Annotated in this window: 11 protein-coding genes; 7 read left to right on the top strand and 4 right to left on the bottom strand. The window is 62.2% G+C overall.

What is annotated here, in order from left to right:
• Positions 1–20 precede the first annotated feature (20 nt).
• Positions 21–440: an MAPEG family protein gene (locus NKJ15_RS22745; protein ID WP_352472046.1), complete on the top strand. Its 420-nt coding sequence runs from the start codon at positions 21–23 to the stop codon at positions 438–440.
• Between the two features lie 12 nt (positions 441–452).
• Here NKJ15_RS22745 and rnd read toward each other — a convergent pair whose 3' ends face one another.
• Positions 453–1,604 carry a ribonuclease D gene (gene rnd / locus NKJ15_RS22740; RefSeq protein WP_023674454.1) on the bottom strand — a complete coding sequence of 384 codons (1,152 nt, stop codon included), beginning with the start codon at positions 1,602–1,604 and terminating at the stop codon, positions 453–455.
• Positions 1,605–1,677: 73 nt separating this feature from the next.
• A complete protein-coding gene (locus NKJ15_RS22735; protein WP_023674455.1) occupies positions 1,678–2,925 on the bottom strand; it encodes an MFS transporter in 1,248 nt (415 codons plus the stop codon).
• Positions 2,926–3,313: 388 nt separating this feature from the next.
• Between NKJ15_RS22735 and NKJ15_RS22730 the strand changes: the two genes are divergently transcribed.
• The 4 genes from NKJ15_RS22730 to aspS all read left to right on the top strand — a co-directional run bounded on the left by NKJ15_RS22730 (position 3,314) and on the right by aspS (position 8,405).
• On the top strand, positions 3,314–4,582 hold the full coding sequence (locus NKJ15_RS22730; RefSeq protein ID WP_352817696.1) for an ABC transporter substrate-binding protein: 1,269 nt from the start codon (positions 3,314–3,316) through the stop codon (positions 4,580–4,582).
• Positions 4,583–4,650: 68 nt separating this feature from the next.
• A complete protein-coding gene (locus NKJ15_RS22725) occupies positions 4,651–5,523 on the top strand; it encodes a carbohydrate ABC transporter permease (protein WP_352817714.1) in 873 nt (290 codons plus the stop codon).
• 52 nt (positions 5,524–5,575) lie between these two features.
• Positions 5,576–6,400: a carbohydrate ABC transporter permease gene (locus NKJ15_RS22720; protein WP_352682074.1), complete on the top strand. Its 825-nt coding sequence runs from the start codon at positions 5,576–5,578 to the stop codon at positions 6,398–6,400.
• Between the two features lie 214 nt (positions 6,401–6,614).
• Positions 6,615–8,405, top strand: coding sequence for an aspartate--tRNA ligase (aspS, locus tag NKJ15_RS22715; RefSeq protein WP_352682160.1), 1,791 nt, complete (start codon positions 6,615–6,617; stop codon positions 8,403–8,405).
• 80 nt (positions 8,406–8,485) lie between these two features.
• On the opposite strand, the gene NKJ15_RS22710 is transcribed toward aspS, so the two are convergent.
• The gene (locus NKJ15_RS22710) at positions 8,486–9,679 is read right to left on the bottom strand and encodes an aq_1923 C-terminal domain (RefSeq protein ID WP_352817693.1); all 1,194 of its coding nucleotides are present in this window, start codon (positions 9,677–9,679) and stop codon (positions 8,486–8,488) included.
• 360 nt (positions 9,680–10,039) lie between these two features.
• Here NKJ15_RS22710 and parC point away from each other — a divergent pair, with 360 nt between their 5' ends.
• On the top strand, positions 10,040–12,292 hold the full coding sequence (parC, locus tag NKJ15_RS22705; protein ID WP_352682070.1) for a DNA topoisomerase IV subunit A: 2,253 nt from the start codon (positions 10,040–10,042) through the stop codon (positions 12,290–12,292).
• Positions 12,293–12,541: 249 nt separating this feature from the next.
• Entirely contained in the window at positions 12,542–13,762 is a 1,221-nt protein-coding gene (locus tag NKJ15_RS22700; RefSeq protein ID WP_352542394.1) for an AI-2E family transporter, read from the top strand.
• Here the strand turns inward: NKJ15_RS22700 and NKJ15_RS22695 are convergent.
• Positions 13,750–14,646, bottom strand: a complete 897-nt coding sequence (locus NKJ15_RS22695; protein ID WP_352472036.1) for a DMT family transporter — start codon at positions 14,644–14,646, stop codon at positions 13,750–13,752. The genes NKJ15_RS22700 and NKJ15_RS22695 overlap by 13 nt on opposite strands.
• Positions 14,647–14,658 lie beyond the last annotated feature (12 nt).

Genomic DNA, 14,658 nt, shown 5'->3' with positions numbered 1-14,658 from the left:
TGACAAAGACAGGGGGCATCTTGAACCAGACCGCGATCTTCTGGCCGATGCTGGCGCAGGTGCTGCTGGTCTATATCGTCTACGTCGTTATGGGCCGGCGCCGCCATGGTGCGGTCAGATCGGGCGAAGCCAAGGCCGGCCAGTTCAAGACGCGCTCGACGGAGCCTGGTTCCAGTGTCACCGTCGCCGACAATCTGAGCAACCAGTTCGAACTGCCGGTGCTTTTCTACGTCTTATGCTTGACGCTGCACGTGACCAATGGCGTCAATTATCTGACCTTGGCACTGATGTGGATCTTTGTCGTCTCCCGCTATCTTCACGCATCGGTCCACTTGACCAGCAATCAGCTGATCCTGCGCAGCAGGGCATTCTACCTGGGCGCGGTGGTTCTTGCACTTGGATGGATATGGCTAGCGCTGCATCTGCTCGGCTTGGTCTGAGCAAGCTCAAGGCTACAAATCGAACACAGCGATCTTGCGCTTGTCGAACCTGATGGCGAGTTCACCGCGCACCAGCTTGAGCGCGGCCTCGCCGAAGACGGCACGCCGCCAGCCTTGCAATGCCGGCACGTCGGCTTCCTCGCCCTCGGCAGCGATGCGGTCGATGTCGTCACTGGAGGCGAGTACCTTGGATGCGACGCCTTCCTTTTCGGCAACGATCCGCAGCAGCACCTTCAGCAACTCCGCCGCGGCGCTTGACCCCTCCGGCGGCTGGAAGCTCTTCGGCAGCTTCGGCATCTCTTCCCTGGGCAGGGCAAGGGCAGCGTTTACCGCGCCAAGCAGTGCCGTCGCCGTCGACGAGCGCTCCCAGCCCTTCGGCGTGGTACGCAGCTTGCTCAGCGCCGCAGCGTCGCGCGGCGCCTGCTGCGCCACTTCGTAGATCGCATCGTCCTTGAGCACCCGGCCGCGCGGCACGTCGCGCTCGCGCGCTTCGCGTTCGCGCCAGGCGGCCACCGCCTGCACGATCGCCAGTTCCTGCGGCTTGCGCAGCCGCATCTTGAGCCTCTTCCAGGCATCCTCGGGATGCGGATCGTAGGTCTCGCGCGAGGTCAGCACGTCCATCTCCTCGTTCAGCCAGTGGGCGCGGTTTTCCCGCACCAGCTCGGCGCTGAGATGCTTGTAGACCTCGATCAGGTGGGTGACGTCGGCGAGCGCGTAGTCGAGCTGCTTTTCGGACAGCGGACGGTGGCGCCAGTCGGTGAAGCGCGAGGACTTGTCGAGCCGCGCTCCGGTGATGCGCTGCACCAGCTGGTCGTAGGAGACGCTGTCGCCGAAGCCGCAGACCATTGCCGCGACCTGGGTGTCGAACACCGGATGCGGCACCAGATCGCCGAGATGCACGATGATTTCGATGTCCTGCCGCGCCGCATGGAAGACTTTGACGATCGCCTCGTTGGCCATCAGCCTGAAGAACGGTTTCAGGTCGATGTCGGGCGACAGCGGATCGATCAGCGCGGTCACCCCGGGCGCTGCCATCTGGATCAGGCACAGGATCGGCCAGAAGGTCGTTTCGCGAATGAATTCGGTATCGACGGTGACGAATTCCGCCTTTTCGAAGGCGGCAATAGCGGTCTCGAGTTCTTTCTGGGTGGTGATGACGTGCATCAAATCGCTTTTGGCAAGGGATAGGGTCTCTTTCAATTTCAGCCGCGCGCGCTTTCGTCAAGCGCAAGCACCTCTATCCAGGCTTTGCGGGTTCATCGGGATCGGCATTCCGCTTCGCCAGCCGGGCAAAAACCGTCGAAGTGCGCAAAAGCGCCGTAAAACGGCTGCGATGGGTGGCCGGCACGGCGGAGCGCGCCTGCATCCGGTAAAGGATGACGGCCACGAAGATCGCATAGACGGTGGCGCTGAACACGAACAGCGCGCTCGGCCCGAAAAATTGCATCACCGTCGAGGCTGCGAACGGCCCGCCGATGGCGCCGAAGGAATAAAACAGCATCAAGGCAGCGTTGATCAGCACGAACTCGCCCTTGTCGGCGCGGTCGTTGGAATGCGCCGCTGACAACGAATAGAGCGGCATGGCGAAGCAGCCGAAGATGAAGACGAGCAGGAAGTTGAGAAACGGGCTGCCGCCTGCCACGAATGCCAGCGCCAGTGCCGCCACCATCGCACAGCACGTCGTCATCAGCAGCACCGAGCGCCGGTCCCAGCGGTCGGAGAGATAGCCAAGCGGGTATTGGATGATGGCGCCGCCGAAAATGCCGACGCTGACGAAGGTGACGACGTCGGCGACCGACATGCCGATCTGCTCGGCATAGACCGGCGACAGGGTGCGGAAGGCGCTGTTTGTGACGCCGACGGCGATACAGCCGAAGCAGCCGAGCGGCGAGATCCGCCAGACGCGCGCCAAATCGAGCTTGACGTCTTCCGGCGGCGTCGGATTGGAGCGGTCGCCGAGCGAAACCGGCACCAGCGAAACGGTGATCATCATCGACATGATGGCGAAGATGGCAAAGCCGCCGGCGCCGAAGATCGGGATCAGGAACTGGGCGCCCGTCACCGAGCCGATGTCGACCATCCGGTAGATGGCAAGCACCCGCGCCCGGTCGGTGTTGGTGACGCCGGAATTCAGCCAGGCTTCCATGATGGTGAACAGGCCGGCAAAGCAGAACCCGCCGGCAAAGCGCACGGCGCACCACATCACCGGATCGATGACCAGCACCAGAAGCAGCGTTCCCGCCGAGGCGATCGCCGCGAGTGCCGAAAAGGCGCGCACATGGCCGACGGACTTCATGATGCGGGTCACGGCAAGGCAGCCGAGCAGGAAGCCGGCGAAATAGAACGTGCCCATCAGGCCGATCGAGGAAGCGGGAAAACCTTCCTGCGCACCACGCAGCGCAATCAACGTGCTCTGCAGGCCGTTGCCGCCGAGCAGGATGCCGGCGGCGATCAGGAGGGGAATCAGCGGGCGGATGGAGGACATGAAGGAAAGCCTGTCGTTGATCCTTCTTGAACCATCGGCTTCGCCAATGCCAGCGGCAATTCCCGGTGGCGTTGGGGCCAGCCGGGGGCCTTAATGCATGTCGCGCAAAAGTGCAGCGGTTTTGCGATAACGACATGTATAAAAACAAGGACCTAAAGCGCGTCGCATGAGGCCGATCGAACGCGACACGTTTTAGGTGCATTACCGCGGGAGAACTTGCGCTACCGCGTGGCGCCGGACCCTCCGTGTTGGGAACCAAGGCGTATCTTTGTAGTTCAGTGCTGGTGGGCGAATACGCGTCTTGTGAGCCGCCGGTGTGCGGAGACGGTGTCAGCATCGACGTCGTTTCTGCTGCCCGGCCTGAAGCTCCAAAGGGAGGTCCGCCATCATGAAATTTCATTCCGCATTTGCGGCATTTGCCGTGGCCGCAGTTCTGGCGGCCGGGCCGGCGCGGGCTGTCGACCTCGCCATGGTGTCAGGAGATACCGGCAACGGCCAGAGAATCCTTCGCGAGATCCTCGATCAATACGAGAAGAAGACCGGCAACAAGGTTAGCGTCGTTCCGCTGCCCCCCTCGGCGACGGACCAGTTTGGCCAATACCGGCTCTGGCTTGCCGCCGGAAGCAGCGACGTCGACGTCTATCAAACGGACATCATCTGGGCCCCCCAGCTTGCAAGGCAGTTCATCGACCTGACCGAAGCGACCAAGGATGTCGTTGGCGCCCATTTCCCATCGATCATCAAATCGCAGACCGTGGACGGCAAGCTCGTCGCCTTGCCGATATTCACCGACGCTCCGGCGCTCTACTACCGCAAGGATCTCCTCGACAAATACGGCGCCAGGGTCCCGGCCAGCTGGGCTGAACTTGCCGATACCGCCAAGCTTGTCATGGATAAGGAGCGCGCGGCCGGCAACAAGGACATGTGGGGTTTCGCTTTCCAGGGCAACGCCTATGAGGGGCTGACCTGCGATGCACTCGAATGGGTGAAGTCGAACGGCGGCGGCCAGATTATCGAGCCGGACGGCACCATCTCCATCAACAATCCGCAAGCAGCTGCGGCGCTGGAAATGGCGAGGAGCTGGGTGGGAACCATCTCACCGCCCGGCGTTCTGGCCTACCAGGAAGAAGAGTCGCGCGGAGTCTGGCAGACCGGCAACGCCGTCTTCATGCGCAACTGGCCCTACGCCTACGCGCTTGGCAACAGCGAAAGCTCCCCCATCAAAGGCAAGTTCGAGGTGACGACGCTGCCGCCGGGGTCTGGTGAGGGCGCGCACCCGGCAGCAACGCTTGGCGGCTGGAATCTCGCGGTTTCCAAATATTCGAAGAACCCGGATGCAGCGATCGAGCTGGTCAAATGGATCGCCTCGCCTCAGATGCAGAAGTACCGCGCCTTGAAGGGGGCATATCTGCCGACCATCCAGGCACTCTATGACGATGCCGACATCGCCAGCGCCCAGCCGGTGATTCCGCGCTGGAAGGAAGTCGTCCTCAACGCGGTGCCGCGTCCCTCGGCCCAAGCCAAGAGCCGGTACAATGAGGCATCGAGCGAGTTCTGGACCGCCGTCCACAACACCATTTCCGGCGAGGGCACAGCCGCCGACAACCTTGCCGATCTGGAGTTCTCCTTGACCAGGCTCAAGGGCACCGCCTGGTGACCTCGCCGCGCTCAGGCTCGCTGCTGGCGCGTCAGCGTGTGCGCTCGGCATGGCTGCTGCTTGCTCCGATGCTCATCGTGCTCGCCGCCGTTGCCGGTTGGCCGTTGATGCGCACGATCTATTTCGGCTTCACCGACGCCTCGCTCGCCGACCTCGAAGCCCGCCGCTGGGTTGGCTTCGCCAACTATTTCTCCGTCGTGCAAATGCCGAGCGGCCGCGTCGTCTATGACGGGCTGCTCGCCGATCCGGTCTGGTGGCGCGCCGTCTGGAACACGGTGCGCTTCGCGGTGATTTCGGTGACCTGCGAGACGGTGCTCGGCATGATCGTCGCGCTGGTGCTCAACGCCAGGTTTCGCGGCCGCGGTATCGTGCGCGCCGCGATCCTCATCCCTTGGGCGATCCCGACGATCGTCTCGGCGAAAATGTGGCAGTGGATGCTCAACGACCAGTTCGGCATCATCAACGACGTCCTGCTCAAGCTCGGCCTGATCAGCACCAAGATCGCCTGGACGGCCAGCGCCGACACGGCGATGGTCGCCGTCCTTGTTGTCGACATCTGGAAGGCAACCCCCTTCATGGCGCTTCTCATTCTCGCCGGCCTCCAGATGCTTCCACAAGAAATCTACGAGGTCGCCAAGCTCGACGGCGTCGGCGCGTGGAGAATTTTCTGGAAGATCACTTTGCCGCTCATCCGACCGGCGTTGATGGTGGCCATGATCTTTCGCGGTCTCGATGCCCTGCGCATCTTCGATCTGATCTACGTGCTTACGCCAAACAACATACACACCAAGTCGATGTCGGTGTTTGCCCGCGAGAGCCTGTTTGAGTTCGACAAGTTCGCTTCCGGTTCCGCCGCCTCGATGCTTCTCTTCCTTATCCTCGCTCTGCTGACCATGCTCGTTCTTTGGCTCGGCCGGATACGACTGGACAAGGACTATTGACCATGGGGACTACTGACCATGGGGGACTATTGATCATGGGGGACTACTGACCATGTGGATCGTCAAGCGCACGGCTTTCTACCTCCTCGTCGCCGTTATCGTCGTCGTCGCGGTGTTCCCGTTCTACTACGCCATCATCACCAGCCTGAAATCGGGGACGGCGCTCTTCCAGATCGACTATTGGCCGAAGACGATTACCTTCAGCAACTACAGGACCGTGTTCACCGAGGGGACCTTCCTGCGCAACCTCGTGAACTCGCTTTTCATCTCGAGCGCCGTTGTCGTCATTTCGCTGTTCCTCGGCGTCACCGCCGCCTATGCGCTGGCGCGCATCCGCTTCCGCGGCCGCTCGGCTCTGCTCCTCATTATCCTGTCCGTTTCGATGTTCCCGCAATTGGCGGTGCTTGCCGGGCTTTTCGAGCTGATCCGCATCTTCGGCCTCTACAATTCGCCGTTCGCGCTGATCTTGTCCTACATGATCTTCACCTTGCCGTTCACCGTCTGGGTGCTCACCGCCTTCGTTCGCGACCTGCCGATCGAGCTGGAGGAAGCGGCGATCCTCGATGGCGCCACGCCCTGGATCATCATCAGCCGCGTCTTCCTGCCGCTCATGTGGCCGGCGCTGGCGACCACCGGGCTTCTCGCCTTCATCGGTGCTTGGAACGAGTTCCTGTTCGCCCTGACGTTTACCTCCAGCAACGAGCAGCGAACCGTGCCGGTGGCGATCGCGCTGCTCTCCGGCAGCTCGCAGTTCGAGATCCCGTGGGGCAACATCATGGCCGCATCGGTGATCGTCACCGTGCCGCTCGTCGTCCTCGTTCTCATCTTCCAGCGCAAGATCATTTCCGGTCTCACGGCGGGCGGGGTGAAGGGGTGAGTGCATAGTTGAACTGCGGGCACAGAGCAGCGAACTCAGATTGACGCCTCGAGCATAAATTGATGCCGGTGGGAAAGGGGCGGGAAGAACGCGAACTCGACCCGGCTGCCGCTTGCCTTGACAAATGCACCCTCTCATGTGCTTTTCGCGCAAATTTTCAGGCTGGGCCATCATGCCTTGGCCGCAACCCAACATCCGGACTTTAAGAATGACAATGCATCGTTACCGCAGCCATACCTGTGCCCAATTGAGGAAGCTCGACGTCGGCTCGACCGTTCGCTTGTCGGGCTGGGTGCATCGCGTGCGCGACCATGGCGGCCTGCTGTTCATCGATTTGCGCGACCATTACGGCCTGACCCAGATCGTCGCCGATCCGGATTCGCCCGCCTTCAAGATTGCCGAGACCCTGCGCGGCGAATGGGTCGTCCGCGTCGACGGCGAGGTCAAGGCGCGCCTCGCCGACACCGTGAACCCTAATTTGCCAACCGGCGAGATCGAAGTCTTCGCGCGCGAGATCGAGGTACTGTCGGCCGCCAGGGAATTGCCCCTGCCGGTCTTCGGCGAGCCGGATTACCCAGAGGACATCCGCCTCAAATACCGCTTCCTCGACCTGCGCCGCGATACCCTGCACAAGAACATCGTCGCGCGCACCAAAATCATCGCCGAGATGCGCAAGCTGATGGGCGAGGTCGGCTTCACCGAATTCTCGACGCCGATCCTGACCGCCTCGTCGCCGGAAGGGGCGCGCGACTTTCTGGTGCCGTCGCGCATCCACCCCGGCACTTTCTATGCGCTGCCGCAGGCACCGCAGATATATAAGCAGCTGATCATGGTGTCCGGCTTCGACCGCTACTTCCAGATTGCGCCCTGCTTCCGCGACGAGGACCCGCGCGCCGACCGTCTGCCGGGTGAATTCTACCAGCTCGACGTTGAGATGAGCTTCGTCGAGCAGGAGGATGTGTTCACCACCATGGAGCCGGTGATGCGGGGGGTGTTCGAGACCTTTGCCGCCGGCAAGCCGGTGACGGAGAAGTTTCCGCGCATCGCCTATGATGTCGCCATGCGCAAATACGGCACCGACAAGCCGGACCTGCGCAACCCGATCGAGATGCAGGCCGTCTCGGATCATTTTCGCGACTCTGGCTTCAAGGTATTTGCCAACATCCTTGCCAACGATCCGAAGGCCGAGGTCTGGGCCATTCCGGCCAAGACCGGCGGGTCTCGCGCCTTCTGCGACCGCATGAACTCATGGGCGCAAGGCGAGGGTCAGCCCGGCCTCGGCTACATCTTCTGGCGCAAGGAGGGCGAGAAGCTCGAAGGCGCCGGGCCGCTGGCCAAGAACATCGGCGAGGAGCGCACGGAGGCGATCCGACAACAACTCGGCCTCGCCGATGGCGATGCCGCCTTCTTCGTCGCCGGTGATCCGAAGAAGTTCGTCTCCTTCGCAGGAGCGGCGCGCACCCGCGCCGGCGAGGAGCTCAATCTTGTCGACCGCGACCGCTTCGAATTGTGCTGGATCGTCGACTTCCCGTTCTTCGAATGGAACGAGGAGGAGAAGAAGATCGACTTCGCGCACAATCCTTTCTCGATGCCACAAGGCGGCATCGATGTGCTTAACGGCGAGGATCTGCTCGGCATCAAGGCGTTCCAGTACGACATGGTCTGTAACGGTTTCGAGATCGCCTCCGGCGGCATCCGCAACCATCTGCCCGAAACCATGGTCAAGGCGTTCGAAACCGTCGGGCTGGACCGCGCGACGGTCGAAGAGCGCTTCGGCGGCCTTTATCGCGCCTTCCAGTATGGCGCGCCGCCGCATGGCGGCATGGCGGCCGGCATCGACCGCGTCGTCATGCTTCTGGTCGGCGCCAGGAACCTGCGCGAAGTGACTATGTTCCCGATGAACCAGCAGGCCTACGACCTGTTGATGAGCGCGCCGTCGGAAGCCAGCCCGCAGCAGCTTCGCGAATTGTCACTGCGCGTGGTGGCGACGAAGAAAGAGGTTTAGGAAACGCTCCGAACCGGTGCTGTTGATTCATAAAAAAGCCCGGCATCGCTGCCGGGCTTTTTGCTTGAAGCCTGTCTCGGTCAGTCTTCGTTTGCCGTAACCGTCACGCCGAGCGTTTTCGGCAGGTCGAGCGGGTTGGACATGGCGCCCGCCATGATCAGCGCGAACGGCACCGCTGCCGGCGGCTCGGCCGAGACCTCGATGCTTTGCGGATCGTCGAGGAACTTGTTGACCGCGGCCGAAACCTGCGCGGTCAGTTCCGGATTGTTGAGCTGCGCCATGCCGAAGGGCACGATCGCCTTGGCCTGGTTGGCGATGTCCTTGCCGGACATGCCTTGCTGCTTGCCGGCGTAATCGAGCACCTTTTTGGTCAGCGAATCGTCGTCGAAGCGGATCGAGGCGCTGTTGAACGAAAGCTGCTGCAGCAGCCCGAGCATGGCCATGCCTTGCGCCGAATTGTCCGCGCCTTCGGGCTGCGCTGCCATCTTCTTCTGCATGTCCTGCAGTGATTTGATGACGTCCAGCGTGTAGCCGCCGAGATCGAAGGTCATGCCGAGCGTGCCGGCATTGTCGACCGATATTTCGTATTTCGACAAGTCCATCCTGCCGTCGGTAGGCTGCCAGGTGCCTTCCATCTCAAGATTGCCTGTTATGTTCTGGTAGCCGAGCGCGTTGATGACTTCCTTGGACTTCGGATCTTCGACCAGGGTCAGGTCGGCAGCGAATTTTTCCGTAGTGCCGGAAAACGCCATGGCCTTGCCGTCGGCCGGCGGCGTGATTGCGATGGCAAGCCCGTCCATCGAGAAAGCAGTTTTGTCAGCCACTTTGACTGTCATGTTGTCGAGCTCGGCCGATTTGTACATCATCAGCGAGCCCAGCGGACCGGTTGCGCCTTCGGCCGGAACCGTCATGTCATGGATGACGAAGGGGCTGAGATTGAGCGTGACGCCATCTTCGCTGTGTTCGAACGGCGACGTCGATACGGTCGCGATTTGATAGCCGCCACTGGCTTCGGTCACACCTTCGAGCTTGACGTCGCCGATCTTGAGCGCCTCCTTTTCGGCCGCCGGTTTGACCGCTACGCCTTGCAGAACCATGCTGGAGGTGTCGCCGGTTACTCCGGTCCAGGAGAGGTCGACACCCTGCGCGGCGAGGGCAGCCTTCAGCCGGTCGGCGACCGCGGTATCCTGCGCGAACGCCGCATTCAGCGGCAGCGTCAGCAAAAAGGTCGAAAAAGCCAGTCTCTTAATAAGTGTCGAGTGTCTGATCGTCATCGAGAGCTCCCCTGAGAGTGTCCTGAAATTCTTTTCAAATCGTCGCGTCGTCACCATTCGGTGACGAACTGGACCGGAAAAAGGCGGGCCTCGGCACAATGGTCGAAAATCGCGGCCAAAGGCAAACCCGATCCATTAGCCTTGCGATAGAAGCAGGATGTAACGGATTGATGTTGGCCGGCGTCGCGACGCTTCCAATCCTGTTGCATAATGGATGTCGCGCAACGGTTTTGCGGTAACGACATGCATCAAAACAAGGGCCTAAAGCGTCGCATGGGCCGGTCGAACGCGATGCGCTTTAGGAGCACGCATACCGGTGTGCCTCTTGCCGCGAATCACCCGCTCGGCTAGTGCCAGCCCATGGGAAAAAGGCTTTTGCCGCCCGAGAGTGGCGGCGGCGACAATATCGAGCCGGTCGATCTGAAGAAGGCGCTGGAAGAGCGCTATCTCGCCTACGCGCTGTCGACCATCATGCACCGGGCGCTGCCGGACGTGCGCGACGGATTGAAGCCGGTGCATCGTCGCATCATGCATGCCATGCGCCTGTTGCGGCTCAACCCCGACCAGGGTTTTGCCAAATGCGCCCGCATCGTCGGCGAGGTGATGGGCAAATTCCATCCGCATGGCGACCAGTCGATCTACGACGCGTTGGTGCGGTTGGCGCAGGATTTTTCGATGCGCTACCCGCTGGTCGACGGGCAGGGCAATTTCGGCAATATCGACGGCGATAACGCCGCCGCCATGCGCTACACCGAAGCGCGCATGACCGAAGTGTCGACGCTGCTGCTGGAAGGCATCACCGAGGACGCGGTCGATTTCCGCCCGACCTACAACGAGGAAGACGAGGAGCCGGCCGTGCTGCCCGGCGCCTTCCCGAATCTGCTCGCCAACGGCTCGTCCGGCATCGCCGTCGGCATGGCGACCTCGATCCCGCCGCACAATGCGGCCGAGCTCTGCGACGCCGCGCTTCACCTGATCGATCATCCGGATGCGCCCGTCACCAAGCTGATGGATTTCGTGCAAGGTCCGGATTTCCCGACCGGCGGCATCATCGTCGACAGCCGAGCCTCGATCCTCGAAGCCTACGAAACGGGTCGCGGCGGCTTTCGCGTCAGGGCGAAGTGGAGCCAGGAGGACCAGGGCAGGGGCACCTGGAACATAGTCGTCACCGAAATCCCTTACGGCGTCCAGAAGGCCAGGCTGATCGAAAAGATCGCCGAGCTCTTGATGGCGCGCAAGCTTCCGTTGCTCGAGGATATCCGCGACGAGAGCGCCGAGGACATCCGCGTCGTGCTGGTGCCGAAGAGCCGCTCGGTCGATCCCGGCATCATGATGGAATCGCTGTTCAAGCTGACCGAGCTCGAAAGCCGCTTTCCGCTCAACATGAACGTGTTGTCGCGCGGCAAGGTGCCGAACGTGCTGTCGCTGAAAGGTGTGCTCAAGGAATGGCTGGAGCACCGCCGCGACGTCCTGATCCGCCGCTCCAAGCACCGCCTCGGCGAGATCGAGAGGCGGCTGGAGATCCTCGCCGGCTATTTGATCGCCTACCTCAACATCGACGAGGTGATCAGGATCATCCGCGAGGAGGACGAGCCCAAGCAGGTGATGATGGTGCGCTGGTCGCTGACCGACACCCAGGCTGAAGCCATCCTCAACATGCGGCTGAGAGCGCTGCGCAAGCTCGAGGAATTCGAAATCCGCGAGGAATTCAATGGCCTGACCGGCGAGAAGAAGCAGATCGAGGCACTGCTTGCGTCCGACGCCAAGCAGTGGGCGACGATCAAGTGGGAAGTCGCCAATGTTCGCCAGAAATACGGGCCCGACACCGAGATCGGCAAGCGCCGCACCGAGTTCGCCGACGCACCCGAGCATGACCTGACCGATATCGCCCACGCCATGATCGAGCGCGAGCCGGTCACCGTGGTCGTTTCGGAAAAGGGCTGGCTGAGGGCCATGAAAGGTCATCTGACCGACCATTCGGCCCTGACCTTCAAGGAAGGCGACAGCCTCAAGCTCGCCTTCCACGCCCAGACGACCGACAAGGTGCTGGTCTTCACCACCGGCGGCAAGTTCTACACGATCGGCGCCGACCGGCTGCCGGGTGGGCGTGGCCACGGCGAGCCGATCCGCATCATCGTCGACATGGACAACGACCAGGATATCGTCACCGCTTTCGTCCATGATCCCAAGCGCAAGCTGCTGCTGGTGTCGCATGACGGCAACGGTTTCATCGTGCCGGAAGAAGAAGTCGTCGCCAACACCCGCAAGGGCAAGCAGGTGATGAACGTCAAGGCGCCCGACGAAGCCCAGCGCTGTGTGAGCGTCGCCGGCGACCATCTCGCCATTGTCGGCGAGAACCGCAAGATGCTGGTGTTCCCGCTGGCCGAGATCCCCGAGATGGGACGCGGCAAGGGCGTGCGCCTGCAGAAATACAAGGATGGCGGTGTCCTCGACCTCAAGACCTTCACGCTGGCAAGCGGCCTGTCCTGGCAGGATTCGGCAGACCGCACCTTCACCAAATCGCGTGACGAGCTTGCCGAATGGATCGGCGCCCGCGCCTCGGCCGGCCGCATGGTGCCGAAGGGTTTCCCGAGGACTGGCAAGTTCGGGTGAAGCGGTAATCTCCCCCCTCGAGGGGGAGATGGCCGGCAGGCCAGAGGGGATCCCCGCGCATGAAGCGCCAGCCTGCTTTGTTCGTGGTAAGGTCGCGTCAGGACGTCCCGACCCCCTCTGTCGCCTTCGGCGACATCTCCCCCTCAAGGGGGGAGATTAGCAGCGCCACCCGAACATTTGGAATGTCGTCACGATTGCTGCACTATATCAGTGCATAAGCGATGCGATGGGCTAGGGAGAATTGGGCGCTTGAAGGAAATCAGGATCCAGAAGCCGGAGCGGCAACAGCGTCTGTTTGGCCTGTCGACGCCGCTCAGGGCCGCTGTCATTCCACCGCTGTCGGCGGCGCGCTGGCTCCTGGTGCTGATCGTCGCCGCCGGCGTATATTTTTTCCACGGCTTCCTGTTCCCGGTCCTTGCCGCCCTGGTTATCGCTTTCGCCAGTTGGCCGCTCTATCGGCGGCTGCTCGCAGGCGTCGGCGGCAACCGCACGATTGCCGCTACGCTTGCGATCCTGTTCATCCTGACCTTCCTGGTGGTGCCGATCGCGCTTGCCGGCACCTACGCCATCAACGAGGTGCGCGAATGGGTCGGCTGGGCTATCGAGACCAACCGCTACGGCGCGCCGACGCCGCACTGGATCGCCACGCTGCCTGTAGTAGGCGAATGGCTCAATGAACAGTGGACGGTCAACGTTGGCCATCCAGGCGGTATCGGCGAACTGATCCAGCTGATCAGCGGCGCCAATATCGGCAGCATCTATCGCGGCGCGCTTGCCGCCGGCGGCAGCGCCTTCGGACTTTTGCTGACGCTGCTGTTCATGATGATCGCATTGTTCTTTGCCTATCGCGACGGCGAGCATTTCGCCGGGCAGGTCGATCGCCTCGGCGAACGCATCCTGCCGGCCCGATGGGAACGGATCTCACGCGTGGTGCCGGCGACGATCTCGTCGACGGTTACCGGTATGACCGTTATCGCCATCGGCGAAGGACTGGTGCTGGGCATCGCTTACTGGTTGGCCGGCGTACCGTCGCCGGTGACGCTCGGCGCGCTGACCGGCATCATGGCGCTTATCCCCGGCGGCGCGCCGCTGTCGTTCACGCTGGTCTCGATCTATCTCGCCGCCAGCGGCTCGCCGATGGCGGGGCTGGCGCTGTTCGTCTGGGGCGCGGTCGAACTCTTCATCGTCGACAAGACATTGCGCCCGAAGCTGGTCGGCGGGCCGATAAAGCTGCCCTTCCTGCCAACCTTTTTCGGCCTGATCGGCGGCGTCAAGACAATGGGTTTTCTCGGCCTGTTCATCGGCCCGGTGCTGATGGCCCTGCTGGTCGCAATCTGGCGCGAATGGCTGCGCGAGGTGGAACTGACCGATGAACTCGCTGCCGCCGAACCGGCGGAGCAGGAAGATGCACCGCCGCAGATTGAAATTGTTGCCGAACGCGCCGCCGCGAAAAAGAATCAGGCCGGGTGACTGACGGCGAACGTGGCGCGGCGCTTGCGCCCGTCGTGCAACTGCCAGAGCGAATGGCCGATCAAGGTCATGATGAGGATCGCGCCGCCGATCAGGCTGTTGCGCGTCGGTGTTTCGGCGAAGATCATCCACACCCAGACCGGCGCCAGCACGGTTTCAAGCAGGTAGAACATCGCCACCTCCGGCCCGGAGATGTATTTCGGGCCGTTGGCGAGGCAGAAGAACGAGATCGGCATGATGACGGCACCGTTGAAGACGATCCACCATGGCGCGTTGACGTGAAAACCCACCTTGGAAACCATCAGGGTGGCGACGGCCAGCGGCAGGACCACTCCGATCAGCGCCGTGAAACCCATATCCTTGCCGCTGGCGCGCGAGATGGTGATGGCCGCGGCGATCATGAAAGCCGAGCATAGCGCCATCAGGTCGCCGAAGAGATGTCCGGTTCCAACGGAATCGCCGACAATGATCGTCACGCCGACGATCATAAGTGCCAGCGCTGCAAGCGTCAGGGGCCGTGGCCTCTCCTTCAGGAACAGCCATGACAAAAGGGCCGCGAACATGGTTGTGAACGCCAGGATGAAAACGAGGTTGGCTGTCGAGGTATTGTAGACACCGGTGATGAAGGCGATCGAGCCGAGCCCGTAGAGGCCGGCAACGATGAGCCCTGACCAGCCCGGTACAAGCTGCGGTGCCTTTGCGCTCAGCGATCGCCAGGCGGCCCAGATGATAAGCGTGGCGACGAAGGTCGTGCCGGTGCGCAACAGCAGGATCGTCCACGCCTCGCCGTCGGCGAGCCGGATCAGCGGAATGTCGACGGTCAGCGTCAGCCCGCCGATGGCGGTGATCAGAAGGCCTCTCTGGTGGTCGTTGTGGGAAGACATGCGGCAATTCTC

The organism is Mesorhizobium sp. M0207 (assembly GCF_040321995.1).
In the GTDB taxonomy this organism is placed as follows: Bacteria; Pseudomonadota; Alphaproteobacteria; order Rhizobiales; family Rhizobiaceae; genus Mesorhizobium.
The sequence above is the reverse complement of the archived record's forward strand: the minus strand, read 5'-3'. Positions and strand labels throughout refer to the sequence as shown.

Coding starts and splice junctions, on each gene's coding strand:
- rnd (WP_023674454.1), bottom strand. CDS start 1,604: ATGCACGTCATCACCACCCAGAAAGAACTCGAGACCGCTATTGCCGCC.
- NKJ15_RS22735 (WP_023674455.1), bottom strand. CDS start 2,925: ATGTCCTCCATCCGCCCGCTGATTCCCCTCCTGATCGCCGCCGGCATC.
- NKJ15_RS22730 (WP_352817696.1), top strand. CDS start 3,314: ATGAAATTTCATTCCGCATTTGCGGCATTTGCCGTGGCCGCAGTTCTG.
- NKJ15_RS22725 (WP_352817714.1), top strand. CDS start 4,651: ATGCTCATCGTGCTCGCCGCCGTTGCCGGTTGGCCGTTGATGCGCACG.
- NKJ15_RS22720 (WP_352682074.1), top strand. CDS start 5,576: ATGTGGATCGTCAAGCGCACGGCTTTCTACCTCCTCGTCGCCGTTATC.
- aspS (WP_352682160.1), top strand. CDS start 6,615: ATGCATCGTTACCGCAGCCATACCTGTGCCCAATTGAGGAAGCTCGAC.
- NKJ15_RS22710 (WP_352817693.1), bottom strand. CDS start 9,679: ATGACGATCAGACACTCGACACTTATTAAGAGACTGGCTTTTTCGACC.
- parC (WP_352682070.1), top strand. CDS start 10,040: ATGGGAAAAAGGCTTTTGCCGCCCGAGAGTGGCGGCGGCGACAATATC.
- NKJ15_RS22695 (WP_352472036.1), bottom strand. CDS start 14,646: ATGTCTTCCCACAACGACCACCAGAGAGGCCTTCTGATCACCGCCATC.